This is a genomic window from Mesorhizobium sp. YL-MeA3-2017 (assembly GCF_030814575.1).
Classification (GTDB): Bacteria; Pseudomonadota; Alphaproteobacteria; order Rhizobiales; family Rhizobiaceae; genus Mesorhizobium; species Mesorhizobium terrae.
This window is the reverse complement of record NZ_JAUSVH010000001.1, coordinates 2,082,759-2,107,635: the sequence shown is the minus strand read 5'-3', so window position 1 is coordinate 2,107,635 and position 24,877 is coordinate 2,082,759. Positions and strand designations below refer to the sequence as shown.

Annotated in this window: 26 protein-coding genes; 9 read left to right on the top strand and 17 right to left on the bottom strand. The window is 63.7% G+C overall.

Annotated elements, in window-relative coordinates; translation table 11 throughout:
* Positions 1-47: 47 nt before the first annotated feature.
* The gene (locus QFZ88_RS09830) at positions 48-1,520 is read right to left on the bottom strand and encodes an amidase (RefSeq protein WP_024923956.1); all 1,473 of its coding nucleotides are present in this window, start codon (positions 1,518-1,520) and stop codon (positions 48-50) included.
* A 1-nt stretch (position 1,521) separates the two neighbouring features.
* The gene (locus tag QFZ88_RS09825; RefSeq protein WP_024923955.1) at positions 1,522-2,430 is read right to left on the bottom strand and encodes a ribokinase; all 909 of its coding nucleotides are present in this window, start codon (positions 2,428-2,430) and stop codon (positions 1,522-1,524) included.
* A gap of 332 nt (positions 2,431-2,762) precedes the next feature.
* On the opposite strand from QFZ88_RS09825, the gene QFZ88_RS09820 reads away from it, so the two are divergent.
* The gene (locus tag QFZ88_RS09820) at positions 2,763-3,674 is read left to right on the top strand and encodes an EamA family transporter (RefSeq protein ID WP_024923954.1); all 912 of its coding nucleotides are present in this window, start codon (positions 2,763-2,765) and stop codon (positions 3,672-3,674) included.
* A 59-nt stretch (positions 3,675-3,733) separates the two neighbouring features.
* Here QFZ88_RS09820 and QFZ88_RS09815 read toward each other — a convergent pair whose 3' ends face one another.
* Positions 3,734-4,636 carry a methylated-DNA--[protein]-cysteine S-methyltransferase gene (locus QFZ88_RS09815; protein WP_036255081.1) on the bottom strand — a complete coding sequence of 301 codons (903 nt, stop codon included), beginning with the start codon at positions 4,634-4,636 and terminating at the stop codon, positions 3,734-3,736.
* A gap of 85 nt (positions 4,637-4,721) precedes the next feature.
* Positions 4,722-5,216, bottom strand: coding sequence for a DUF2244 domain-containing protein (locus QFZ88_RS09810; protein ID WP_024923952.1), 495 nt, complete (start codon positions 5,214-5,216; stop codon positions 4,722-4,724).
* Positions 5,217-5,238: 22 nt separating this feature from the next.
* On the opposite strand from QFZ88_RS09810, the gene nth reads away from it, so the two are divergent.
* A complete protein-coding gene (gene nth / locus QFZ88_RS09805; RefSeq protein ID WP_024923951.1) occupies positions 5,239-6,042 on the top strand; it encodes an endonuclease III in 804 nt (267 codons plus the stop codon).
* Positions 6,043-6,051: 9 nt separating this feature from the next.
* Here the strand turns inward: nth and QFZ88_RS09800 are convergent, their stop codons facing one another.
* Positions 6,052-6,507 (bottom strand): DUF2214 family protein, encoded by a 456-nt coding sequence (locus tag QFZ88_RS09800; RefSeq protein WP_024923950.1) that lies wholly within the window; start codon positions 6,505-6,507, stop codon positions 6,052-6,054.
* Between the two features lie 241 nt (positions 6,508-6,748).
* On the opposite strand from QFZ88_RS09800, the gene QFZ88_RS09795 reads away from it, so the two are divergent.
* Positions 6,749-7,309: a GNAT family N-acetyltransferase gene (locus QFZ88_RS09795; RefSeq protein WP_024923949.1), complete on the top strand. Its 561-nt coding sequence runs from the start codon at positions 6,749-6,751 to the stop codon at positions 7,307-7,309.
* Positions 7,310-7,323: 14 nt separating this feature from the next.
* Here the strand turns inward: QFZ88_RS09795 and QFZ88_RS09790 are convergent, their stop codons facing one another.
* From QFZ88_RS09790 to QFZ88_RS09780, 3 genes are all read right to left on the bottom strand, one after another.
* Positions 7,324-7,878 carry an NUDIX hydrolase gene (locus tag QFZ88_RS09790; RefSeq protein ID WP_024923948.1) on the bottom strand — a complete coding sequence of 185 codons (555 nt, stop codon included), beginning with the start codon at positions 7,876-7,878 and terminating at the stop codon, positions 7,324-7,326.
* 133 nt (positions 7,879-8,011) lie between these two features.
* Positions 8,012-8,314 carry a hypothetical protein gene (locus QFZ88_RS09785; protein ID WP_024923947.1) on the bottom strand — a complete coding sequence of 101 codons (303 nt, stop codon included), beginning with the start codon at positions 8,312-8,314 and terminating at the stop codon, positions 8,012-8,014.
* Between the two features lie 202 nt (positions 8,315-8,516).
* Positions 8,517-8,705 (bottom strand): Flp family type IVb pilin, encoded by a 189-nt coding sequence (locus QFZ88_RS09780; RefSeq protein ID WP_024923946.1) that lies wholly within the window; start codon positions 8,703-8,705, stop codon positions 8,517-8,519.
* Between the two features lie 373 nt (positions 8,706-9,078).
* Here QFZ88_RS09780 and QFZ88_RS09775 point away from each other — a divergent pair, with 373 nt between their 5' ends.
* Together QFZ88_RS09775 and QFZ88_RS09770 are read left to right on the top strand one after the other, a co-directional pair.
* Positions 9,079-10,683: an inorganic phosphate transporter gene (locus QFZ88_RS09775; RefSeq protein ID WP_024923945.1), complete on the top strand. Its 1,605-nt coding sequence runs from the start codon at positions 9,079-9,081 to the stop codon at positions 10,681-10,683.
* Between the two features lie 78 nt (positions 10,684-10,761).
* A complete protein-coding gene (locus QFZ88_RS09770; RefSeq protein WP_024923944.1) occupies positions 10,762-11,787 on the top strand; it encodes a CorA family divalent cation transporter in 1,026 nt (341 codons plus the stop codon).
* A 20-nt stretch (positions 11,788-11,807) separates the two neighbouring features.
* Here the strand turns inward: QFZ88_RS09770 and QFZ88_RS09765 are convergent, their stop codons facing one another.
* On the bottom strand, positions 11,808-12,968 hold the full coding sequence (locus QFZ88_RS09765; protein ID WP_024923943.1) for a patatin-like phospholipase family protein: 1,161 nt from the start codon (positions 12,966-12,968) through the stop codon (positions 11,808-11,810).
* Between the two features lie 28 nt (positions 12,969-12,996).
* Positions 12,997-13,746 (bottom strand): acetoacetate decarboxylase, encoded by a 750-nt coding sequence (locus QFZ88_RS09760; RefSeq protein ID WP_024923942.1) that lies wholly within the window; start codon positions 13,744-13,746, stop codon positions 12,997-12,999.
* Between the two features lie 202 nt (positions 13,747-13,948).
* Here QFZ88_RS09760 and QFZ88_RS09755 point away from each other — a divergent pair, with 202 nt between their 5' ends.
* Positions 13,949-14,737, top strand: coding sequence for a 3-hydroxybutyrate dehydrogenase (locus tag QFZ88_RS09755; RefSeq protein WP_024923941.1), 789 nt, complete (start codon positions 13,949-13,951; stop codon positions 14,735-14,737).
* Between the two features lie 87 nt (positions 14,738-14,824).
* On the opposite strand, the gene QFZ88_RS09750 is transcribed toward QFZ88_RS09755, so the two are convergent.
* The 7 genes from QFZ88_RS09750 to QFZ88_RS09720 all read right to left on the bottom strand — a co-directional run bounded on the left by QFZ88_RS09750 (position 14,825) and on the right by QFZ88_RS09720 (position 21,565).
* Positions 14,825-15,763, bottom strand: a complete 939-nt coding sequence (locus tag QFZ88_RS09750) for a MerR family transcriptional regulator (RefSeq protein ID WP_024923940.1) — start codon at positions 15,761-15,763, stop codon at positions 14,825-14,827.
* A 133-nt stretch (positions 15,764-15,896) separates the two neighbouring features.
* On the bottom strand, positions 15,897-16,889 hold the full coding sequence (locus QFZ88_RS09745) for a LacI family DNA-binding transcriptional regulator (protein ID WP_024923939.1): 993 nt from the start codon (positions 16,887-16,889) through the stop codon (positions 15,897-15,899).
* A 43-nt stretch (positions 16,890-16,932) separates the two neighbouring features.
* Positions 16,933-17,931 (bottom strand): ABC transporter permease, encoded by a 999-nt coding sequence (locus tag QFZ88_RS09740; RefSeq protein WP_024923938.1) that lies wholly within the window; start codon positions 17,929-17,931, stop codon positions 16,933-16,935.
* Positions 17,918-19,483 (bottom strand): sugar ABC transporter ATP-binding protein, encoded by a 1,566-nt coding sequence (locus QFZ88_RS09735; RefSeq protein WP_024923937.1) that lies wholly within the window; start codon positions 19,481-19,483, stop codon positions 17,918-17,920. Before QFZ88_RS09735 ends, QFZ88_RS09740 begins: the two co-directional genes overlap by 14 nt.
* 53 nt (positions 19,484-19,536) lie before the next feature.
* Positions 19,537-20,421, bottom strand: a complete 885-nt coding sequence (locus tag QFZ88_RS09730) for a sugar ABC transporter substrate-binding protein (RefSeq protein ID WP_373426402.1) — start codon at positions 20,419-20,421, stop codon at positions 19,537-19,539.
* Between the two features lie 277 nt (positions 20,422-20,698).
* The gene (locus QFZ88_RS09725) at positions 20,699-21,166 is read right to left on the bottom strand and encodes an SRPBCC family protein (RefSeq protein ID WP_024923935.1); all 468 of its coding nucleotides are present in this window, start codon (positions 21,164-21,166) and stop codon (positions 20,699-20,701) included.
* A 60-nt stretch (positions 21,167-21,226) separates the two neighbouring features.
* Positions 21,227-21,565, bottom strand: a complete 339-nt coding sequence (locus QFZ88_RS09720; RefSeq protein ID WP_024923934.1) for an ArsR/SmtB family transcription factor — start codon at positions 21,563-21,565, stop codon at positions 21,227-21,229.
* A 290-nt stretch (positions 21,566-21,855) separates the two neighbouring features.
* On the opposite strand from QFZ88_RS09720, the gene QFZ88_RS09715 reads away from it, so the two are divergent.
* From QFZ88_RS09715 to QFZ88_RS09705, 3 genes are all read left to right on the top strand, one after another.
* The gene (locus tag QFZ88_RS09715; RefSeq protein WP_024923933.1) at positions 21,856-22,866 is read left to right on the top strand and encodes an FkbM family methyltransferase; all 1,011 of its coding nucleotides are present in this window, start codon (positions 21,856-21,858) and stop codon (positions 22,864-22,866) included.
* Positions 22,867-23,026: 160 nt separating this feature from the next.
* The gene (locus QFZ88_RS09710; protein WP_024923932.1) at positions 23,027-23,731 is read left to right on the top strand and encodes a GntR family transcriptional regulator; all 705 of its coding nucleotides are present in this window, start codon (positions 23,027-23,029) and stop codon (positions 23,729-23,731) included.
* 118 nt (positions 23,732-23,849) lie between these two features.
* A complete protein-coding gene (locus QFZ88_RS09705; protein WP_024923931.1) occupies positions 23,850-24,812 on the top strand; it encodes a dihydrodipicolinate synthase family protein in 963 nt (320 codons plus the stop codon).
* Positions 24,813-24,877: the final 65 nt, after the last annotated feature.

Below are 24,877 nucleotides of genomic sequence, written 5' to 3'. Positions count from 1 at the left end.
CGCAGATCAATGCATGCCGGCTTGACGCGTGCAAGGGGAGGGCGCGGTCAGGCCCGGGGCGACGCGCCGGTCTTCCAGGGCAGGACGGCTTCGTAGGCGGCCGCCGCCTGAAGCACGGCGAGATCGCCGCGCGGCCTGCCGATCAATTGCATGCCCATGGGCCTGCCCTTGGCGTCGAAGCCTGCCGGCACGTTCACGGCCGGGCAGCCGCCCAGCGTCGCCGCCGCGGTGACCTGCATCCAGCGGTGGTAGCTGTCCATCGCCTTACCGGCGACTTCGCTGGGCCAATGGACCGAGACGTCGAAGGGAAAGACCTGGGCCGTCGGCAGCGCCAAAAGGTCGAAACGTTCGAACAGCGACAGGAGCGTGCGGTGCCAGGCGGTGCGCCGCATCGCCGCCGCGTGGATCTGCGGCGCGGTCAGCCGGGCAGCACCTTCCGCCTCCCACACGGCTTCAGGCTTCAGCAAGGCGCGTTTGGCCGGGTCGTCATAGAGCATTTTCAGCGCGCAACCGCTCGACGACTGGCGCAGCGTGACGAAGGCCTGCCACAGCGCCTCGAAATCGAAATCCGGCAGCAGCGGCTCGACCGCGAAACCAATATCGCCGAGCCGCCCCAGCGCGGCCTCGCAGAGGTCGAGGATGCCGTCTTCCATCGGCAGGTGGCCACCGAGATTGCCCAGCCAGCCGATGCGGCCGCCGGCTACCGGCGCATCGTCCAGCCCGGCGAGGAAAGAGCCTTGCGGATCGTGCGACAGCGGCGCGCGCGGATGGTGGCCGGCCTGCACGTCGAGCAGCAGTGCCATGTCGCGCACGCTGCGGCCCATCGGGCCCTCGACGCCCATCTGCGCGTGAAAGACCTCGAAGCCGGGGCCGCCGGGCACCAGCCCCTGCGAGGGGCGGAAGCCGAAGACATTGTTGTAGGCGGCCGGATTGCGCAGCGAGCCGCCGAAATCGCTGCCGTCGGCCAGAGGCACCAGGTCGAGCGCCAGGGCGACGGCCGCGCCGCCGCTCGAGCCGCCCGCCGTCCAGGCGGAGTCGAAGGCGTTGAGCGTCGGCCCGAAGACGGGATTGTAGGTGTTGGAGCCGAGACCGAATTCGGGAACGTTGGTCTTGCCGATGACGATGGCGCCGGCCTTGCGCATGCGCTCGACGAAGAATTCGTCCTCCTCGGGCACGAGGTCGGCGAAGATCGGTGAGCCGAAGGTGGTCTTGAGGCCCTTGGTCAGGGCCAGATCCTTGACCGCGATGGGCAGACCGAAGAGCGGGCCCGTCGCACCACCGGCGGCGAGATGCGCGTCGGCGGCGTCGGCCTCGGCCAGGATGTCGCTGCGCTGACGCAGCGAGACGATGGCGTTGACCTGTCGGTTGACCGCCTCGATGCGGTCGAGGAAGGCTGTCGCCACCTCGCGCACCGAAAGCTGTTTTTCGCGGATCGCCTCGGCAAGATCCACGGCGCTCATGCCGCAGATGTGGCCGGCCGGCGAAATGGCGTGACGGCTGGTCGGACGTTCGCTGCTCATATCAGGCGCTGGCCGGGCCAAGAGCTGCTTCCACTTCGGCCGCCAGCGGGATCGCCGGCTGGGCGCCCGGCTTCAGGCAGGCGAGCGAACCGGCGGCGGCGGCGCGCGCCAGAGCGGTCTTCAATGGCAGGCCGGATTCCAGTCCCGCCGCCAGATAGCCGCAAAAAGTGTCGCCGGCGCCGACCGTGTCGACCGGAACGATCTTGAGGGCAGGGACCTTCAGGAATTCGTCGCCGGTGGCGGCCAGAACGCCTTCGCCCCCCAGCGTGACGACGATGGTGCGGCCGGTCTTCTTGGCATAGGCGCGCATGCGTTCGCCACGGTCGGTGCCGGTCAGCCCGAGGGGCTCGCAATAGAGGTCGAACTCGGTCTCGTTGGCGACGACATAGTCGGCCTTGCCGAGCAGCCTGGCCGCCTCGATGCGGGCCGGGGCCGTGTTGAGCACGGTGATCGCTCCAGCTTTGCGCGCGGCGTCCAGGGCGGCATCCACGGTATCGAGCGGTATCTCGTGCTGTAAAAGCACGACGTCGCCCTTGCCAAGCCGGGCCTTGGCGACATCGCCCGGCACGACGGTATTGTTGGCGCCGGCCACCACGGCGATCATGTTCTCGCCATCGCCGCCGACCAGGATGTGGGCCGTGCCGGTGGAACTGTGTGTCTCGGCGACGGCGGAAAGGTCGACCTTGCCGGCCTTCAGCAGGGCCAGTGCCTCGCCGGCGAAGGCGTCCTTGCCGACAGCGCCCACCATGCGCACCCCGGCGCCGGCGCGCGCGGCGGCCAGCGCCTGGTTAGCGCCCTTGCCGCCCGGCGCGGTGGTGAAGCTGGTGCCCGGCACCGTCTCGCCCGGGCCCGGCAGGCGGTCGACGGTGGCTATAAGGTCGAGGTTGATGGAACCGATGGTGATGATCAAGGCGGGCCGTCCCTCTTATGTCGGCTTGTTTTGCGGCGGACCCTACTGCATCGGCCAGAAAATCGGAATCGATTTTCGGTAGGCACGATGCAGCAGACTCAAAGTGCTAGAGCGTCCTTTGCGCGTCCAATCGGACGCGCGGCGCTCTAGCGTTTCTCCAAAGCGAATGAAACAGCTTTGCCGGCTGGCGCATGACCCGTCTCGCTGTGGTCCGGCAGATGGCGGATCCGGATAGGCCACCGGGACCGGCGGGCTTGCCTGGGTTCAGGCGGAGGGGTAGAATAATCAAGTAATTTCAAATATTTATGTTTATCCATCAGGAAAATTGAACAATGCGGCCGCGACATCTCCTGTTGGCTCTGGGCATCGTCTTCATCTGGGGCGTCAATTTCGCCATCATCAAGCTCGGGCTCAGGCAGGTCTCGCCGCTGGCGCTCGGCGTCGCGCGTTTCTTCCTGGCGGCATTTCCCTGGGTGTTCTTCATTCCTCGCCCCAAGGTGCCGCTCGGCATGATCGCGCTCTACGGTTTCCTGATCTTTGCGCTGCAGTTCGGTTTCCTGTTCACCGGCATGAAGCTGGGTATGAGCGCGGGGCTGTCGTCGCTCATCCTGCAGTTGCAGGTGTTCTTCACCATCGGCCTTTCGGTGCTGATGCTCGGCGAACGTCCGACGGGCTGGCAACTGGCGGGCGCGGTGCTTGCCTTTGCCGGGGTCGGTGTGGTTGCGCTGAATGTCGGCGGCGACGTGACGGTTGTCGGACTTATCCTGCTTGTGGCGGCAGCTGCTTCCTGGGGTGGTGGTAACATTGTCTCGAAGCGGATTTCGCAGCGCTCAAGTACGTCCAACGTGCTTGGACTGGTGGTGTGGGGCAGCCTGTTCGCGCTGCCGGTGCTGCTGGCAGTGGCACTGGTGCTCGATCCGGAGCATCTCGTCTCGAGCTTCACCAGCCTCGATTGGGTGTCGATCGGTTCGATCGCTTATATCGTCTATCTGTCGACGCTGCTTGGGTTCGCGGTCTGGGCTGGGCTGCTTGCGCGCTACCCTGTTTCCACGGTGGCACCGTTCACGCTTCTGGTGCCGGTGTTCGGTTTCCTCGGCTCGACCGTCCTGCTCGGCGAACCGCTGCAAGGCTGGAAGCTCGGCGCTTCCAGCCTTGTCATTGCCGGGCTGTGTATCAATCTGTTCGGGTCGCGGTTCGCGTCTAGAGCGCCGCGTGTCCGTTCGGACACGCAAAGGACGCTCTAGCACTTTGAATTGGCGCATGATCCTTTCCGAAAATCCGAACCGATTTTCGGGGTCATGCGCTAGAGCACACCCGCCGAAAGCTGACCTGCTTCCCAGCCCAGAATAGCCCGCTTGCGGGTCAGGCCCCAGTGGTAGCCGGTGAGCGCGCCGGATTTGCCGAGCGCACGGTGGCACGGCACCACGAAGGAAAGCGGATTGGCGCCGACCGCCGCTCCCACCGCCCGGCTCGCCGTCGGCTGGCCGATCTCGGCGGCGATCGCCGAATAGGTGCAGGCCTTGCCCATCGGGATGCGCAGCAGGGCTTCCCAGACCCGGAGCTGGAAATCCGAGCCGATCATCACCACGCGCAGCGGCTGGTCGGACCGCCAGTGGGCCGGGTCGAAGATGCGTGCGGCGTAAGGGGCCGTGGCGCTGATGTCCTCGACATAGGTGGCGTTCGGCCAGCGGCTCGACATGTCGCGGAAAGCCGACTGTTCGTTGCCGGCGTCGTTGAAGGCAAGGCCGGCCAGACCACGATCGGTGACCATGATCAGGGCAACGCCGAAGGGCGAGATGTGGTAGCCGTAGCGGATGGTCAGGCCTTCACCGCGTGTCTTGTAGTTGCCCGGCGACATCGCCTCGTGGGTGACGAACAGGTCGTGCAGGCGGCCGGGGCCAGACATGCCGACCTCGAAGGAGGCTTCGAGCAACGGCATGCCGGAATCGAGCAGCCGACGGGCATGATCGAGCGTCACCGCCTGCAGGAAAGCCTTGGGCGACAGTCCGGCCCAGCGCGTGAACAGCTTCTGCAAGCCGGTCGGGGTCTCGCCGACCTCCTCGGCCAGGACTTCCAGCGAAGGCTGGTCGCGATAATCGAGGCTGATCTTCTCGATGGCACGGCGCACGACCTCGTAGTCGCTGCCTTCCGGCGTGATGTCCTTTTCAAGGGTCGGGGCGATCTTCATCGGCATTCTGGTATTCATAGCGAGCTGAGCGTTCATGGCAATTTCTCCTTGAACGCGAATATCGGCGCTTGAAGGAGCGGTCTCCACCCGTTTCCTGCGAAGATCAGCGTGCCTTGACGGTGGCAAGCGCCCGGGTGAAGGCGGTGGCGAAGCTTTCGCGGTCATCGGGATTGAGGAAACTACCGATCGGTACGCGCTCGCCGCGCGATTCCACCGTCATGGCGGTGATGCCTATCTCACTGTGGCGGGCGACCGAGAAGCGCGACCAGAACGGGTTGAAATGATGTTCTTCCGTTCTGCCCGAAGGGGCGGTCTTGCGGATGTCGAGCGCGGTGCGCGACACCGAGACTTCCTCGCGGGCCCTGGCGGCGCGATAGTTCAGGCGAAAGGCGACATAGACCGCCAGCACGTCGAGGCCGAAGAAGCCGAAGATCGGCCAAGCGCCGTAGGACAGGAAGATGATGCCTGTCACCGCCCAGCCGAACAGCAACGCGCCGATCAGGATCATGAAGCCGGTGCGACCGAGCGAGCGGTGCGGCATCAGCAGGGCCTGGAAGACCGGCTCGTCCGCGGCGAAAGTGGCGTTTGTGTCGCTCATCGCCCGATATTATAGGAAGGCGATGGTTGCCCCCAAGTCCAAAGATCGCCGCACCCGCGAAAATCCATCCGTGCCGCTGCGCAATGGCGCCGCGCATGCGCTCGCGAAGAAGAAGGCATCGCGTGCCAGGTCTGCCTATACGCCGGCCGAGGTGCACGAGATTTTTCGCCGCTTTGCCGTGCAGCGGCCCGAGCCGAAGGGCGAGCTGGAACACGTCAACGCCTTTACGCTGCTGGTGGCCGTGGTGCTGTCGGCGCAGGCGACCGACGCCGGCGTCAACAAGGCGACACGGGCCCTGTTCAAGGTGGCTGACACGCCGCAGAAGATGCTGGCGCTCGGCGAGGAAAGGGTGGGGGAATACATCCGCACAATCGGCCTCTGGCGCAACAAGGCCAAGAACGTGATCGCGCTGTCGCAGGCGTTGATCGCCGACCACGGCGGCACGGTGCCGGACAATCGCGACGAATTGGTGAAGTTGCCTGGCGTCGGCAGGAAAACCGCCAATGTCGTGCTCAACATGGCTTTCGGGCAGCACACGATGGCGGTGGACACGCATATCCTGCGCATCGGCAACCGACTGGGGCTGGCGCCGGGCAAGACGCCGGAACAGGTCGAAGACGAGCTCGTCCGCATCATTCCGGACGAATATATGCGCCACGCGCATCACTGGCTGATCCTGCATGGGCGCTATGTCTGCAAGGCGCGCAAACCGGATTGCCAGGCCTGCGTAATCGCCGACATCTGCAAGGCGGCGGAAAAGACAAACACAATTCCCGCGCCGCTCATCGAATTGGCGCCACTCGAAGCGGCCAGCGACGTCCTTTAGAGTGGTCTGCTAGAGGCCGTAGCCGCGCGCCATGGCGGCGGCAAAGGCGGGGATCGCCAGGAAAAGCAGCGCCTCCAGCCAGATATAGCGGCGCACCGCGGCCAGTTCGGTCTCCGGCACCTGGTAGGATGCGTTGGCCTTGGCCTGGCGGCTCCAGGCAATGAAACGCATGGTGGGCACGATGGAGAGCAGGCCGACGGCCGCGAAGATCGCCATCTTGGTCCAGAACACCCAATTGTAGACGTAGAATTCCCATCCTTTCAGGCCGTGGAAGACACGGCCGACGCCGACGAGGATGATCAGGACGGCGAGCAGGCCGTAGTGTCGGTCGATCAGGGCAAGCCGGCGGATGGTGCCGGGTGTGATTTCGTTGCGTAGCAGCACGAATTCCGCCGCGATCACCCCGGCCAGCGAAAAAGCCAGCAGATGGTGGAAAATGGCCAGAACAAGGTCGGTCGTTTCCATGTGCGCTTCTCCGGTGTGCGGCGGTCATTTCATACAATGCCGGCGGCGAAGTTCCCAGCCCATCCGCTCAGCCTGTCGCGCGTCCATTCGGACGCTTTAAGGATGCCCAGGCATTTTCGAATCCGCGCATCGCGCTTCATGCGTGGTCCCGTCTTTCCGCTGGCAGGACTAGTCACAAAAGCTGGCCCTTGCCCGGTATGAGCGGGCTGATATTTGCGGCGACCCCATAGAGAGAATTGCCATGACCGCCCCAGCCTTCAAGACCGCGCCCATCATCGAAACGCAACGGACGATCCTGCGGGCGCACGGGCTGGACGATTTCGACACCTATGCCGAGATGTGGTCGGAGCCGGCGGTATGCCGGTTCATCGGCGGCAGGGCGCGCACCCGCGAGGAAAGCTGGCAGCGGTTCCTGCGCCATGCCGGCCTGTGGTCGCTGATCGGCTACGGTTATTGGGCGGTCGAGGACAAGGCGACAGGGCGTTTCATCGGCGAGGCCGGCTTCCAGGACATGAAGCGCGAAATCCAGCCCTCGCTGGAAGGTCTTCCGGAAATCGGCTGGGTTCTGGCTTCTGCCGCGCATGGCAAGGGCATTGCCAGCGAGATCGTTGGTGAAATGACGGCCTGGGCCGACAATGTTCTAGGGGCGCAGAGAACCGTCTGCATCATCGATCCCGAGAATGTTGCCTCGCTGAACGTCGCGCGCAAGACTGCTTACAACGAGGTGCTGCGCACGACCTACCATGAAAAGCCGACAATCTTGCTTGAGCGACCGAAAGCCGGCGGTCTGAACAGCGTTTGATACAACGCTCTTGCTCAAAGAGCGGCGGGCAAGGTCAATGTCCTGAGCAGCGTCGACAGTTCGGGTTCGTCGATCAGGGTCGCGGCGTCCTCGGGCTTCAGCCAGGCGCGCTGGCGGCTGCGTGCCTCCGGCCAGTTGGCCAGTTCCCCGGTGACGGCGAGCAGATAGACGGTGACGTCGACCCGCGCGAAGGTTCGCGCAAGCCGCTTCCAGTAGGAATAGCTGCCGGCCGGCTCCTTCAGCGTCTTGCCGACGACGCCCGCTTCTTCCATCGCCTCGATGGTGGCGGCCTTGCGTCCGCTCTTGCCGGGCATCGGCCAGCCCTTCGGCAGGATGAAACGCCTGGTCTGGCGCGAGGTGACCAGCATCACCTCAAGGCTGCCGTCCTCGCCGCGCCGAAACGGAATGGCGGCGACCTGGCGGATCGTCTTGCCCTTTTTGGCTTTCCGAACCGCCTGCTTCTTCGGTGAGGGTTTGGCGAGCGGCTGCTTCTCGACAGGCGTCTTCAGGGGCGCCTTCTTCTTGGGCGCGGCCTTGCGTTCAATGCTCTTTTTCTTGGGTGTCGCCATCGCACGTCCGGTCCAATCCGCCGTGCAGGACGAGGCGGGACCTCAAATTAACACAAAGGCCCGGCGAGCGAATGGATGCTTTGCCGTAGCACACACTTATCGTAGACGGCTAATAAAACGAAAATACATCCTGTCAACGACAGCCACCAACCGCACCGCCGCCATTCAGCGATTGCTGGCAAGGTTGCCGGATCGCTGGCGCGGCATTTTGGGACGGCGTCGTAACCTGCCGGTCGAGCTCGCGGTAGATCTGCTGTTGCTGCTGGAACTGCTGCCGCTGGATCTCGCTTCGCAATGCATCCGCGTCCGCCTGGCCGAATGAGTTGATGCCGGGCCGTACGGGGGCCATCGTTTGAGCCATAGCGATGGTCATGGGAATAAGCGAAACCGTCAGCGCCAAGCCGAACCAGATTGCGATGCCGTGAAGCCGTTTCATTGTCTACTGCCGGGTTGTCCGAGCCGATGCTCATTTCTCCCCTATATAGTGCAGGCGGCGGCCGGGTCCATGGTTGCGGGTCTTGTCGTGCTCCTTGCAGGCGGACGGGTGGGATAGTGCCAACGATTTCCTAGCCCTGGAAAATGAAAAGGGCCGCCCGAAGGCGGCCCCGATCTCTTGGTGCAACAGGCCTCGGGCCCGATCAGCCGCCGTTGCCGCTGCCAGCGTTCTTCAGCGTGCCGGCGATGGTGTTGAACTTGGCATTGATGGTGTTGCCGAGGAAGCCGGCGCCAGCAACGATCGCCAGAGCGATCAGGGCGGCGATCAGGCCGTATTCAATGGCGGTTGCGCCCGACTCGTCCTTGACGAAGCGCGAAAGAAGATTGGTCATGATGGTATCCTTTGCCCGGTTGTAACTTTTGTTCGACGGTCTCTTTGCGAACCGTGGCCCATCATGCGGGTGAGCGATTTCAGACAGGTTAAGGTGGATGGTAAACAAATAGTGGCTCTGGCGGTTGCTTAACAAACACAAAACATAGATCGGAAAATTTCCGTATAATTGTCCCATTACTCTCATTGCCGGAGAATGGGCCTCTCTCCCTGCTTGGATTTGGCAAGGATATCAAAGATCAGGATGGCGCTTCGCGATCCTGGCCAATCTCGAAGCGGTGCCGGCCGGTTTCGCTGCGTGAGACGTCACAACAGCTTCATTCAGCCAAAATAGGGTTCCTTGAATTTTGCTGCACTGCAAAAGGAACGGGGCAATGGTGGACGTCACATCAAGTCAAATGGGTATTCCGAGGCCCGAGCATCCGCTCGAAGGGCCGAGCAAGGCCGGCAAATGGTTCATGCCGGTCTTCCTGGCGATCGTACTCGGCGGCCTCATCTATATCGGTTATGCGCTCAGCCAGGAGCTTACCAGCGCGATTGCCGTGCCGTGGATCCTGCTCGGGCTCGCGTTGCTGATCGCGCTCGGCTTCGAATTCGTTAACGGTTTCCACGACACCGCCAATGCGGTCGCGACCGTCATCTACACCCATTCCATGCCGGCCGAGTTCGCCGTCATGTGGTCCGGTTTCTTCAACTTCCTTGGCGTGCTCACCGCCAGCGGTGCCGTTGCCTTCGGCATCATTTCGCTGCTTCCGGTCGAGCTCATCCTGCAGGTCGGCTCCAGCGCGGGTCTGGCCATGGTGTTCTCGCTGCTGACCGCGGCGATCATCTGGAACCTCGGCACCTGGTATCTTGGTCTGCCGTCGTCCAGTTCGCACACCCTGATCGGCTCGATCGTCGGTGTCGGCCTCGCCAACCAGTTCCTGGCGCCGGCCGGTAGCGCCACAAGCGGCGTCGACTGGTCGAAAGCCATAGAAGTCGGCATGGCGCTGCTGGTTTCGCCGCTGGTCGGTTTCGGCATGGCGGCACTCCTCCTGCTTGCGATGAAGCTGTTCATCAAGAACAAGGCGCTCTATGAGGCGCCGTCGGGCAATGCGCCGCCGCCGCTGTGGATCCGCGCGCTGCTGATCTTCACCTGCACCGGCGTTTCCTTCGCCCACGGTTCCAATGACGGCCAGAAGGGCATGGGTCTGATCATGCTGATCCTGATCGGCGTGGTGCCGACCGCCTTTGCGCTCAATCGCACGCCCGATGTCAACTATCTCGAAGCCTACAAATCCGCGGCCGCGCAGGTGGATACCGTGCTCGGCAAATATGTGAAGCCGGGTGTGGTGGTGACCGACGCCAAGGCGGTGGTCAGCGAGGCGGTGCGCACCAAGACCTGGACGGACCAGACGACGCCGGCGCTGCAGGCGTTCATCCATCAGACGAATGAACTGGTGTCGCCTTATCCTTCGGTCGAGAAACTGCCGATCGAACTGGTCAGCAATGCGCGCAATGACATCTATCTCATCGGCGAGGCGCTGAAGCTGATCGACAAGAAGAAGCTTCTGCCGATGGAGGGCGAGGATCTCAAGGCGGTCACCAACTATCATAAGGCCGTCGACAACGCGACGAAGTTCATCCCGCTCTGGGTCAAGATCGCCATCGCGCTGGCGCTGGGGCTTGGCACGATGGTCGGCTGGAAGCGCATCGTCGTCACCGTCGGCGAGAAGATCGGAAAGACGCATCTGACCTATGGCCAGGGTGCCGCCGCCGAACTCGTCGCCATGGGCACGATCGGCGCCGCCGACGCCTTCGGCCTGCCGGTGTCGACCACGCATGTGCTGTCGTCGGGCGTTGCCGGCACGATGGCGGCAAACGGTTCGGGCCTGCAGTGGTCGACCGTGCGCAACATGCTGCTCGCCTGGGTGCTGACCTTGCCGGCCTCGATCGCGCTCGCCTTCGGGCTGTTCGTGGTGATGCGCAAGCTGTTTTGAGGGCGGGTTCTTTTCTCACAAAGGGAAGCCGGCGCGCGGGTCGCGCCGGCTTCTGCCGAACAAGGCTCGGTGACGCCAATGAATGAAACCTTGCGTTTGAACCTTCTGGGAACAGGCGATGCGGAGCAGGTGCCGGGCCTGATCTGCGCCTATCGTGGATTTCCCGGTCAACCAGCCGCTCAGCTTCACCCGCAAGAGATCGACGCGGCCCTCGCGGCCGAGGATGGCTGGGTGTGGCTGCATGTCGATCTGGTCGACCAGCGCGCGCACGGCTGGGTTGCCCACCGCTGCGCACTTCCGCCGGCGGCGCGCGCGATCCTGGAAGGACATGACGACAGTCTGGTCCTCGGGCATGAAGACGGCATGATGCATGGCATAGCCGCCGACATGCACAAGGACATAGAACGACCGTCGAGCACGATCGGCCGGCTGCATTTCGCTGTGACCGAACGTCTGCTGGTCACCGGCAGGCGCCATCCGCTGGAGGCGGTGGACAAGGTGCGGCGCTCGCTTGCCGGCGGCTTCGCGCCGGCGACGGCCTTCGAGCTGTTCGAGGCCATCGTCACGACCTTCTGCAAGAACACAGGGTTGCGGCTGGTCGACGCGACAAAAAAGCTCGACGAGGTCGAGGACAATCTGGTCACCGAACGGCTGAGCGACGAGCGCCGCCGTCTCAAGGAATTGCGGCGGCTGGCGGTGTCGCTGCACCGGCCGGTGGCCGGCATGGTCGCGCTGTTCGAGGATGAGGACCGCGACGACTGGAAACTATCGAAGGCCGCGCATGCCGCATTGCAGCGCCTGGCCGCGCGGCTGGAACGGCTCGACCGCGAAATCGTCATGATCAACGACCGGGCGCGTTTGCTGCAGGAGGAGATGGCGGCGGAGCTGGCGGACGAATCCAACCGCAGCCTGAAGGCAATGGCGGTGATGAGCGCCTTGTTGCTGCCGGGTACGCTGGTTGTCGGCGTTTTCGGCATGAATACGGCCGGCCTGCCGTTCACCCATGGCGACAGCGGCTTCATCTGGGCCGTTGCGCTGGTTATCGGTGCGACCGGGCTTTTCTACTGGCTGCTGCGTCGCGCCGGCATCAGCCTGCGTTTCTGACCGTCAGGCGAGACATCACCCTAGGTCGGGTCCTCGCGATGCAGGTCATGGATGGCGACGCCTTCGGCATTGGTCGGCGGGGTCAGCCATTGCTGATGGCGCAAGGTGCGCTGCGTGTCCTCCAGGCCCATGTCCCAATGCTCGCGCATCGAGGTGCCTGAGAACTCATAGTCCTTGGCGTGCCCCTCATAACCCTTGTGCTGGTAGATGAGGTGGATGATGTTGACGACGCCGGCGTCGGAATAATCGGCGATCAGCCGTTCTTCGTCGGCGGAGCGCGACTCCGCCGGCACACGTTTGAGTGCTTCGAGGAGCTGCATCTTCAGATCGTGGATGCGTTTGAAATTGTCGGTGTTCTGGCGCGTGCGGCTGGAATACATGATGTCCTTGTGGCGCGACAACACGTCGGCCATGCCGCGCGGCAGCGCGCCGCGCGCTGAGAACAGGTCGACCTGAAACACCAGCGAGCTGCGGTCTTCTTCCTGGTCGAGCAGATATTGCAGCGGCGTGTTGGAGACGATGCCGCCGTCCCAGTAATATTCGCCCTCGATGCGCACCGCCGGGAAGGCGGGCGGAAGCGCGCCCGAAGCCATGATGTGTTCGGGCCCGATGCGGACCTTGTCGGTGTCGAAATAGACGAAATTGCCGGTGCGCACGTTGACGGCGCCGACGCTCAGACGCTTGCGGCCGTCGTTGAGCACGTCGAAGTCGATCAGCTGCTCCAGCGTGTCCTTCAATTCGGCCGTGTCGTAGAAGCTGGTGGCGCCTTCGGCCCCGGACTGCTCCAGCCATGGATTGGGGAAGCGTGGCTTGAAGAAGCCGGGCTGGCCCATGGTCATCGTCATCCACGAACTGGTGCGGTTGCGGATGTCGCGATAGATGTCGCCTTCCGGCGTGTAGGCCCAGATCTTGCGGCCGGAAATCGTCTGCCAGAACTGCTCCAGCCGCTGCAGGCGCCGGCTCGGCTCGTTGCCCGCGATGATGGATGCATTGATGGCGCCGATGGAGACGCCCGACAGCCATGCCGGCTCGCAGCCGGCCTCCGACAGCGCCTGATAGACGCCGGCCTGATAGGCGCCGAGCGCGCCGCCGCCTTGCAGCACCAGCGCAACCCGGTCGTATTGCGAAGCGATTTCCTGAATGGTGGCGACGTTCGCCTTGGCTCTGTAACGGTCCAGCACGGTCAACTCCGGCAAAGAAAGGGGATGGTCAGCGTGTGCCGGCGAGATAGTCGTACACGACCTCGCCGAGGCCGAGCGTGAGATCGGCGGTGAAATGCAGCGCCGACACCACTTCCAGCACCGGCAGGCGAGCGACATCGGCCATCACATGCGGCCGCAGGTCGAGCGCGGCGGGACCCGCCCAAGCTTCCTTCAGCGTGATGTCGGTGAGGTGGTAGCGCACCAGTTCGCAGATGCGCGGCGTGCCGTCGACATGCGGGATGATCTTGACGAGAAAGTTAGGCGCGGTCAGCGCCGCCATCACCTGATCCTGGTCGGCGGCGCGGTGCTTGTAACCCATCGTGCCGGTGGCGCAGAGCACCGAGCCATAGTGTAGCGTGCCGACGACGACCTCGCCTTCATTGACGATCTTGGGATTGGCGAGCTTCTTCGGAAACCCCCACAATTCGCGGCCGCCGGCGATCGGCGCATCGTCGTCCAGATACATGGAATGGACGTAGACGCCGTGCTGGCCGTCGAAACGGACCGGAATGACCTGGCCGCTCTCGGTATAGTCGCCGAAGCCGGTCGAGTCCGGCATGCGGATGAATTCGTATTTCACCAGCGGATCGCCATCGATCTCGAGCGGCGCCGGCACGGCCGCCTCCAGCGCCTCGCGCGTGGTGCGGTAAGTGATGATGACATATTCGCGGTCGAAGAAACGATAGGGGCCGGGCGGGAACGAGGGATTGGTGAGCGGCATGGCATAGGCGCGCTTCACGACGTCGGCGATTTCCAAGCTGTCACCTCAGGATTGACGAATGTCATATCGGAAACAACACCTGTCATGTTGCATGGCAGCATGACGGTCTTGTGTCGGGTCGATGAACGATTTCAGCTGTTTGTTGGTTCCAAACGAAGACCGACACATGATTGTGATGGAAACTTGCTGCAATGCACCTAATTAGAATGCCATCGCAAACGCCAGACGAGAGATCATCATGGGCTCCCTGACTTCGAAGAACGCGCTTGTTACCGGTTCGACCAGCGGCATCGGCCTTGCCATCGCCAGGGCCTTCGCCGCCGAAGGCGCCAATGTCACCATCAACGGACTTGGCGATGCCGATGCGATCGAGAGGGAACGTGCCGGCATCGAAGCCGATTTCGGCGTCAAGTGCCGCTATTCCAACGCCAACATGATGAATGGCCCGGAAGTGACCGCCATGGTGCACGAGGCCGAACAGGCATTCGGCAGCCTCGATATCCTGGTCAACAATGCCGGCATCCAGCATGTCGCGCCGATCGAGGAGTTTCCCGACGACAAGTGGGAAGCGATCATCCGCATCAACCTGCTCGCCGCCTTCTACGCCATCAAGGCCGCGCTTCCGGGCATGAAGGCGCGCAAATGGGGGCGCATCATCAACACCGCTTCGGCGCATGCGCTGGTAGCGTCGCCCTTCAAGTCGGCCTATGTCTCGGCCAAGCACGGTATTGCCGGCCTGACCAAGACGGTGGCGCTGGAGGCCGCGCAGGACGGGGTGACGGCCAATGCGATCGCGCCCGGTTATGTCTGGACGCCGCTGGTCGAAAAGCAGATCCCCGACACGATGAAGGCCCGCAACATGACCGAGGAACAGGTCAAGCACGACGTTCTGCTGGCGGCCCAGCCGACGAAGGAGTTCGTGACGGTGGACGAGATCGCGGCGCTGGCGCTGTTCCTGTGCTCGGACGCGGCCAAGCAGATCACCGGCACGACGCTGCCGATCGATGGCGGCTGGACGGCGCAGTAGGCCGGGTTTCGCCTGATATCTCCCTGGAATGCCCGGCGCGTCCGCGAGACATGCGCCGGGCATTCGTTTTTGTTCGGGGCGTCGAAGTCAGTTTTGCGCCGTCGCCAGCAGCGGTGTCATCGCCTCGTTGATCCATTGCCACTCGTTGCCGGGCCCTTGGCCGGGTTCCTCACCGCGCAATATGGCAAGCAGTTCCTGATACCGGGTCGAGCGGGCATGATGCTTGCGGTATTGGCCGAGATGCCATTCCAGATAGGCCCGGTCCGGCTGCCTGCGCATTGCCTTCGCCGATCGGTCCAGCCATTCGCGCGCGATCGTTTCGCCCTCCGGCGAGATCGGGGCTACGCCCGCGGCGATAGCGGCCTTCACCCTGGCCAGAATGGCGTTGGCAGCCTCGGCATAGGCGCCCGGGTCGAACTCACCGTTCCACATAGCGGCCGTCTCGGCCTGTATCTCGGAAACGAAGCTCTCGTCGCCGATCATGGCGCTGATCTCGTTCCAGGCGTCGATCTGCCGGGACGTCGGCTCGTCGGGCAGCTCGGGCATGGCGGCATCGATCATCTGGCGCTTCCAGCCTTCGCCCATCTCGGCGCTCGTGCCCACCTTGTCGTAGAAACGCTCCATCATGGTGCGCATCTGGTTTTGGGACAGGGTCGTCATCGTCCAAAGTCTCCTCAGGTCGGTTGCGGTTGGTTCCGTGATCCTGAGCGTGGCACGCAACACGGCGGCGACCCGGCGACGGGAGGCGATTTCGACTTCCAGGGCATCAAGGCGCATGGCCAGGACATCTTTCAGTTCGAGCCGCCGGGACAGGAGCTTGCGGATGGCGGCCAGGCTGACGCCGGCCTCCCGCAAGGCCCTGATCAGGTCGAGGCGCGCGACATCGGTATCGCTGTAGATGCGATAGTTGCTGACGGTGCGGGTGGACGGCGGCAGCAGCCCCTTGTCGGAATAGAAGCGGATGCGCCGCACCGAGATGCCGCTCAGCCGCGAAAGTTCGCCGATCGTGTGCATTTTCTCGCTCATGGGACCGTCCTAACGTCTCCACCAAGTGGAGGGTCAACCGTGCCGGCGAGGCTTTTTTCGCCCATGTTCCGCGCGGTGCGCGAGCCGGCCGCGAAGGTCGGGCTCGCGACGGTCCTGCGGTGGCCAGACCCGCTTATACAGCTTCGCGCCGACCGACGGGTGCCGTGGAATTGCGCACGACAAGCACGCCGGAGAGCAGTTCGTCTTCTCCGGCAGCAACGCCGCTGCCGGCGATTGCCGCGGCGACGGCGCGTTTGGCGATGTCCTCCACCGGCTGACCGATGGTGGTCAGGCGCGGCGTGATCAGCCCGGCCAGCGGAATGTCGTCGAAGCCGATGACGGAAAGCTCGTCCGGCACCTTGATGCCGAGATCGGAGGCGGCGCGCAGCAGGCCGATCGCCTGCTGGTCGTTGGCGGTGGCGATGGCGGTTGGCCGCTTCGCTGGCGCCCGGTCGAGCAACTGGCGGCCGAGCGCTTCGCCTGAGACATAGTCGAAATGGCCTTCGATGATCTCGGGCTTGATGCCGGCGGCCTCGAGATGCTCGACGAAGCCCGCCCGGCGCGCCCTGGAAACCGGTGCGTCGGCCGGTCCGGCTATGTAGGCGATGTGGCGATGGCCGAGGCCGATCAGATGTTCGGCCGCCAGCGCCGCGCCGCCATGATGGTCGACGGAAAGCAGGCCGTGTCCTTGTAGTCTCCTGTCGACGACGACTGTGGCGGTGTCGCCGCGCCAGCTCTGCGACTGGCCGGACTGGATTGGCACCACGATCAGGCCGGTGGGGCGGCTCTTCAAAAGGCTTTCGATCTGCGCCACCTCGATCTTGGGATCGTCATTGGTGATCGACAACAGCACCGAAAGGCCGGCATGGAAGGCGACAGCTTCGACATGCTTGGCGAGTTCGGCGAAGAAGGGGTTGGTGATGTCGGGGATCACCAGGCCGATCATGTCGGTGCGGCGGCGGCGCAGGCCGCGCGCGACATGGTTCGGCTTGAAGTTCATCTCGCGGATCGTCGCCTCGACCTTTTCGCGCAGGGCAGCGCCGACCGTCTCGTTCCTGGCCATGACGCGCGAGACCGTTCCGACCGAAACCCCCGCCCGCCGGGCGACGTCCTTGATGTTGACCACGCTGCTATGCCCCGGATGTTGCGGCGATCCATGCCGCGCTGCCTCAGGCCTTGGTTAGCCTTTCGCGATATTTGTCAAGGATGACTGCGAGGATAATGACGAAACCGGTGATCATCTGCCGCATGAAGTCGCTGAGGCCGAGCAGGATGAGACCGTTGGCCAGCACGCCGATGATGCAGGCGCCGAGCAGGGTGCCGATGATCGAGCCGCGGCCACCGCTCAGGCTGGTACCGCCGATGATGACGGCGGCGATGGCGTTGAGCTCGAAGCCGATGCCGATGATCGGGCTCGCGATGTTGAGCCGCGCCATATAGATGATGGCGCCGATGCCGACGGCGGCGCCGCAAATGGTGAAGGCGGCGACCTTGTAGAAAAAGACGTTGTGGCCGGCGAGCCGGGTCGCTTCCTCATTGTTGCCGATGCCGTAGAGAACACGGCCGAACACCGTGCGGGTCAGCACGAACCAGCCGACCGCGACCAGGACAAGCGCGATCAGGAACAGCACCGGCACGCCGTAGATTGTCTGCGAGCCGAAGGCGTTGAAGCCGGCCGGGAAGGAATAGATGGTCGAGGCGCCGGTGACCTGAAGGGCCGCGCCGCGCGCGATGTTCAGCGTGCCCAGGGTGACGATGAAGGACGGGATGCTCCACCAGGCGCTGATCAGGCCGTTCAGCACCCCGAAGACGATGCCCGCGGCGATGGAGCTGATCGTTGCCAGCACCACGGCAAGCGTGGGATCGAGGCCGGGCAGGGTCATCACCGTGCCGGCGACGACGGCGGCGAAGGCCAGCACCGACCCTACGGACAGATCGATGCCGCCGATCAGGATGACGAAGGTCATGCCGATCGACAGCACCAGATTGATGGTCACCTGGGTCAAGATGTTGGTGACGTTCGAAGCCGTCAGGAAATGGTCCGTTCCCAGCGAGAACACCACGATCAAGAGGATGAGCGCGATGCCGATGCCGGCTTCGCGCAACACGGTCTTGGTCGTGGTGGCGAGACCGCTTGAGGCCGGGCGGCCGAAGTCAGTGGCGTCCATGATTGTTCTCGTCCTTGTAGGCGAAGCCGAGGATGCGTTCTTCGGAGAAATCCGGACGCAGAACCTCGCCGACGATGCGGTGTTTCGACATGACCAGGATGCGGTCGCAGAGCGTGATGAGTTCCGGCAGTTCCGAGGAGACGACGAGCAAGGCGAGCCCCTTCTCGGCAAGGCCGCGTAGCAGGGCGTAGATCTCCGCCTTGGCACCGACGTCGACACCGCGTGTCGGTTCGTCGAGCAGCAGGATCTTCGGGTCGTTGGCCAGCCATTTGGCCAAAACTACCTTCTGCTGGTTGCCGCCCGACAGTGTCGAGGCGGCATCGGAAGCCTTGCCGTATTTGAGCTTGATCTCCTTGCCGAGATTTTCGGTCATCCGTGCCTCGGCCACCCTGTCGAGCAGGCCGGCATGCGAGACCTTGCGCAGATTGGCGAGGCTGACATTGGCGGCGATGGGCATGGCCAGGATCAGGCCTTCTTCCTTGCGGTCCTCGGTCAGGAAGCCGATGCCGTCGCGGATCGCGGCTTTCGGGCTGCCATAGCGGCGCTGCCGGCCGTCGCGTTCCAGTGTCCCGGACATAGGCAGGTCGGCGGCGAAGATGGAGCGCAGCAATTCGGTGCGACCGGCGCCGACGAGGCCCGCGATGCCGAGGATCTCGCCATAATGCAGGTCGAGCGAAATGCCGTCAGGATTGGGGGAGGCGGGATGGCGCAGGTTCTTCAAGGCCAGCGCCACGCCGCCGCCGCGGTCCAGCTCACGCGTCGCGGCCATTTGCGCGGCCAGTTGGCGACCGACCATCGAACTGACAAGCTTTTCGGGCGAGGTGTCGGCAATGTCGGAAGTCATCACCGACTCGCCGTTGCGCAACACGGTGACGCGGTCGCAATTGGCGAAGACCTCGCTGAGATGGTGCGACACGAAGACGATGGCCACGCCCTTGGCGCGCAGGCCGTCGACAATGGTGAAAAGCCGTTCGGTCTCGCGCGCGGTCAGCGTCGCGGTCGGCTCGTCGAGGATGAGGATGCGGCTTTCGCCCATCAGCGCGCGGGCGATTTCGACCAGCTGGCGGTGGGCGACGCCGAGCGTTTCCACCGGCCGGCGCACATCGATGTCGTCGAGGCCGATGCGCGCCAGCGCCTGCCGGGCCCTGGCGTAGACCTCGGGGTAGTCGACAATGCCGAAACGCCGGCGCGGAATGTCCTCGAAGCAGATGTTTTCCGCGATCGAGAGGTAGGGAAGGAGATTGAACTCCTGGTGCACGACCTGGATGCCATGTGCCTTGGCGTCGGCCGGCGAATGCGGCTCGTAGGCGGTGCCGTCCAAGGTGATCGAACCGGCGTCGCGCTTGACGATGCCGCACAGGATCTTGATCAGCGTCGACTTGCCGGCGCCATTCTCGCCGACCAGCGCATGGACTTCGCCGGGCCGTAGCGTGAAGGAGACGCCGTTCAGGGCGACGACGCCGCCGAAGCGCTTGCGGACGTCCGAAAGCTCCAGGATGGGATGCATGTCGGCCGTTGCCGCGCGTGCGGCATTCTGCGTTACATTTGCCATGGGTCGTTCCGTCGAGGCGGCCGCGCCTGTTGGCGTGACCGCCGATCGTGAGGTTACTTCACGTCGTCCGAGGTGACGAGCTTGATGTCGGTCTTGACCCAGCCCTTGAGCGGGGCGCCGACGGCCAGAACGCCGAGCGCCTTGTCGATGGCGTTGGCCGCCATCTGCTGGCCGAACTGGTCGACCGTGGCCAGCATCTTCTTTTCCTTGAGCAGCGGCTGCACGGCCGGGATGTTGTCGAAGCCGATGACTTCGATCTTGCCGGTCTTGCCGGCGGCCTCGATCGCCTTGACGACGCCGACTGCCATGGAATCGTTGGCCGCCATCACGCCCTGGATATCGGGATGGGCGGTGAGCATGTTGGCGAAGACGGAGTTCGCTTCTTCCGTCTCCCAATGGGCGGTACGGGAATCGAGCAGCTTCAGCTTGCCGTCCTTGATCGCGTCCTCGAAGCCGAGCTTGCGCTGAGCGGCGTTGTCGGCGCCGGGATTGCCCTCGATGATGACGACCTTGCCGCCTTCGCCGAGCTTCTTGGCCAGCGCTTCGCCGGCCATCTTGGCGCCGGCGCGGTTGTCCGGGCCGACGAAGGCGAGTTCGACGCCGGCCTCTTTCTTGGCCTTTTCGTCCAGCGCCACGTCGAAGTTGACGACGGTGATGCCGGCTTCCATGGCCCGCTTCAGCGGCGGCACCAGCGCGCGGGAATCGGCCGGCGCGATGACGATGGCGTTGACCTTTTCGGTGATGAAGCTTTCGACGGCGTTGATCTGGGTCTCGATGTCGGTCTCGGACTGCATGCCGACGGCCTTCAGCTTGTAGTCGCCACGCTTGGCTTCATGGGCCTTGGCGCCTTCCAGCATGTTCTTGAAGAACTCGTTGGCGAGCGATTTCATGACCAGGCCAACCACGGGCTTGTCGGCGGCGAAGCTGGCTGCGGGCATGGCTAGAGAGGCCGCCAGAACGCCGGCGGCGATAATCTTTCCGAACTTCATAACTTCCTCCACTTTGTCATCGCGCCGTTTCCTCCCAGGCACGATGAAACGTTTCATCGCAGGTTTTCAACGGAACTGTCAAGCGTTCGCGAGGGCCAGGCCGCGCGGGCACTTCTGGCTTCGCAGGCCTCTGCGATCAGCCGGGGCCTGGAGAGCATTCGCCGCCGGCAAAGAAAAAACCGCCGGAGTGGCCGGCGGTTTTTCCCATTCAGGTTTTGCAATGCGATCAGGCTGAAAGCAGGGCTTCCAAGCGATCCCAGCTCTCGACCGCGCCGGCTTCGGCTCCTGACTGCACCATGCCGTCGCGCGCTTCGACCGACTGGAATACCGACTGCGCCACGACCCTGGTGCTGCCGCCGACTTCCTCGAAGGTGACGGTCTCGAGCAGCACATGGCCGGGCATGCCCTCGAATTCGAAGGTGCGCACGATGCGCGAAGGGGCGGTGGCTTCATGATGCACGCCATGGAAGCCGTATTCGTTGCCTTGCTTGTCGCGCTGCACGAAACGCCAGATGCCGCCCTGCCTCGGTTCGAACTTGTCGATCGTCGTCGTCAGCCAGGCGGGACCCCACCAGTTCGGGATCGCTTGCGGGTCGGTGAAAACGGCAAAGATACGCTCGCGCGGCGCGTTGAATGTTCGCGTCAGGACAATTTCCTGCTTGCCCGGCTCGGCGGTAAAGGTGGTTTTGGACATGATTACTTCTCCACTCACAAATAAAAACAATAGGTTGAGTTAGTTCGACCGGTGCCGGCGCTAATTCTTGCTGGCCTTGGTCGCCGCTTCGATGTCGTTCAGGAAAGCGTCGAGGCGATCGAAGCTTGCTTCCCAGTGGGTGCGGCAATTCCATACCCACTCGGCGACTTCTTTCAGCGCCCCACTCTCAAGGTGACAGTGGCGGCGCTGCGCCTCGCGGGTCTGCGAAACCAGCGAGGCCTGCTGAAGCACTTTCAGGTGCTTCGAGATGGTCGGCAGCCGAAGGTCGAACGGCTCCGCCAATTCGTTGACGGTGGCATCGCTCTTGGCCAACCGCATCAGGATGGCCCTGCGTGTCGGATCGGCGAGCGCATGGAAGGCGAGGCTGAGTTGGTCCATTATTTTTCCGATTGGCTAATTAGCTAATCGGTAAAATAGGAAGAAAAATTCGATTGTCAAGCGACCGCGATGCGTGCGGGGGAGATGAGAATTTTCATCTCATGTCAGCGCTCCAGAGCGCGCGTGCGCGGGGTGCCCGGTCTGTAACGGCAGGCAATTTTCGAGGCTTAAGCGCCGTCAGGCCCAGCCGGTAAGGTTAATGATTGGTTTCCGAGCGAAACGGCGGCAAACATGGTTTATGGGCGAAGGGTGGCAAGGGCTGCGTTCAGGGAAAGCCTTGGGGTGGGCAGATGACATCGTATTTGGAGGCGATCTCGGATATTGAACCGCGCATGCTGAAGCCTTCTGCAAAAGACATCGTCATCGACGCGCGAAGCGGGCGCATCAGCGGCGCCGGCCTGCGCGAGGGCATAGCGCTGACCACGCTGCGGCTGGCGATGCGGGTGCTCATGCCCCTGCGCCAGTTTGGCTTTTCCTACGTGGCGCGCACGGTGCGCACGCTGCTGCCCAGTCGCCGGCCGATGATTTTCAGCCTGGCGCCCGGGGCGCTGATGCGTGTTCCTTATTGCGATGCCTATTGGTCGATCCTGCTGCTGCCGGGGTACTCCTACGAGCACTCCACCGTCGTGCTCCTGGAGGCGGCGCGCGACATCGACTACGGCTTCGTCGACGGCGGTGCCAATTATGGCTACTGGTCGATCCTGGCGAGCGGTCCCGAGGCCGGCGGCAAGGCAGCGGTCGCGGTGGAGGCGGCGCCGGACACGTTCAGGGTGCTGGAAGACAACCGGGTCCTGAACGACAGCCGGTTCAGCGTGCTCAACAGGGCGATCGGCGCAACCAGCGGTCAGCATGTGCGCATTTTCGGCGCCAAGCACGAAGCGCGTACGACGGTCGATCCCGCCGACGGCTCCAGGCCGATCCTCGAATGCGACACGATCAGCCTCGACGATATCGCGGCGCTGCCGCAGTTCGCGGGGCTGGACAAGTTCATCGTCAAGCTCGACGTCGAGGGCGTGGAGATCGCGGCTTTTTCCGGCGCGGCGCGGCTGCTCGCCGGCGATACCGTCTTCGTCTACGAGGATCATGGGTCCGATCTCGATCACGCCACCACGCGCCATGCGCTGGACGTGCTGAAGCTGCGCGTCTTCTGGCTGGGCCGGGGCCGGCGCCAGGAAATCACTTCGCCGACGCAGCTTGCGGCGATCAAGAAATCGCGTCGCTTCGGCTACGACATGGTCGCCACCAACAGCCCGTTCTGGATCGAGCGGCTGGAACGACTGGTCGACGGGTCGCCGGAATAACCGTTCCGGCCTCGCATTCTCTAGCCCAGCCTCCTGCGTGCCGACGGTCCGTCGGCGGGATATCGCTGTGTCCCGCATCCGGATGGCGGGGATAACTCCGGAACTTGTTGATCCATCTGGCGACGGGACGTATTTCTCTTGTCGACAAGAGGATTGCCAGATGACCGATGCCGACTCCAATTCCGCCCCCGAGCGCAAGCGCGGCTCCGGCGTCAAAATGGTCTACGACCTTTTGCGCGACGAGATCCTCGATCTGGTGCTGCCGCCGGGAAGCCCGATCGACGAAGTGCAATTGGCCGAGCGTTTCAAGATGTCGCGTACGCCGATCCGCGAGGCGCTGGTGCGGCTGTCGGGAGAGGGGCTGATCGACACGCTGCCCAACCGCTCGACCATGGTGTCGAACATCGACTTCCTGAACATGCACACCTATTTCGACGCGCTGGTGCTGATGTACCGCGTCACCACGCGGCTGGCGGCCGAGCATCACCGGGCCGAAGACCTTGAGACGATCCGCGCGCTGCAGGTCGAATTCGCCGCCGCCGTTGAGGCGCAGGACGCGCTGGCGATGATCGCCACCAATGCGGCGCTGCATTCGGCGATTTCGGAGGCCGGGCGCAATCCTTACTTCACCAGCCTGTTCAACCGGCTGCTCGATGAGGGGCGGCGCATCCTCAGACTCTATTACCAGTCCTATGACGACCGCCTGCCGCAGCGTTTCGTCGACGAGCACGAGGACATGATCGCCGTCATCGCCGCCCGCGACGTCGAGGCAGCGGATCGTCTGGGCAAGGCGCATGGCGAGCAGATCGTGCATCAGATCCAGAAGCTTTTCACCCGTGGCGAGCGGCTGGACATAGCGCTCTGACCATTTGTCGATTTCTTGTCGACAAATAAAATGCAACGTGTATATTGAGTGTCGAGAGCGTGAGCCGCGCCATGGCGTCGCGATCCGCCCCGACCCGACAAGCCCAGAGGAGTTTGACATGAAGGCCAAGATTTTCTCCGGCGTAATCCCCGCGCTGATGACCCCGTGCAAGGCAGACCGCAGCCCCGATTTCGATGCGCTGGTGCGCAAGGGCAAGGAACTGATCGCGCAGGGCATGTCGGCGGTCGTCTATTGCGGCTCCATGGGCGACTGGCCGCTGCTGACCGACGCAGAGCGCATGGAGGGCGTGGAGCGCCTGGTGAAGGCCGGCGTGCCGGTCATCGTCGGCACCGGCGCCATCAACAGCGCCTCGGCGGTTGCCCATGCTGCGCATGCCCAGAAGGTCGGCGCCCACGGCCTGATGGTCATCCCGCGCGTGCTGTCGCGCGGTCCGTCGCTGACTGCCCAGAAGGCGCATTTCAAGGCGATCCTGTCGGCGGCCCCCGATCTGCCGGCTGTCATCTACAACAGCCCCTATTACGGTTTCGCCACCCGCGCCGACCTGTTCTTCGCGCTGCGCGCTGAACATAAGAACCTCGTCGGCTTCAAGGAATTCGGCGGTAATGCCGACATGCGTTATGCGGCCGAGAACATCACCAGCCGCGACGATGGCGTGTCGCTGATGATCGGCGTCGACACGGCCGTCTTCCACGGTTTCGTCAATTGCGGCGCGACGGGTGCCATCACCGGCATCGGCAATGTGCTGCCGAAGGAAGTGATCCATCTCTGCAACCTGTCACAGGCCGCCGCCGCCGGCGAGGTCGATGCGCGCCAGCGGGCGCTGGAACTGGAGCAGGCGCTGGCCGTGCTGTCGTCCTTCGACGAAGGCCCGGACCTCGTCCTCTACTTCAAGCACATGATGGTGCTGAAGGGTGACAAGGAATACACGCTCCACTTCAACGAGACCGACGCCCTGACCGACAGCCAGCGCGGCTATTGCGAGGCGCAGTTCAAGCTGTTCAACAGCTGGTATGGCGAATGGAGCAAGCTCCCCGGCGCTGTGCAGAAGTACAAGGGCTGATCCCGGATTTGCCGAACGACGAAAAAGCTCGCGTTTCGCGGGCTTTTTCCTGGCCGACGCGCAAT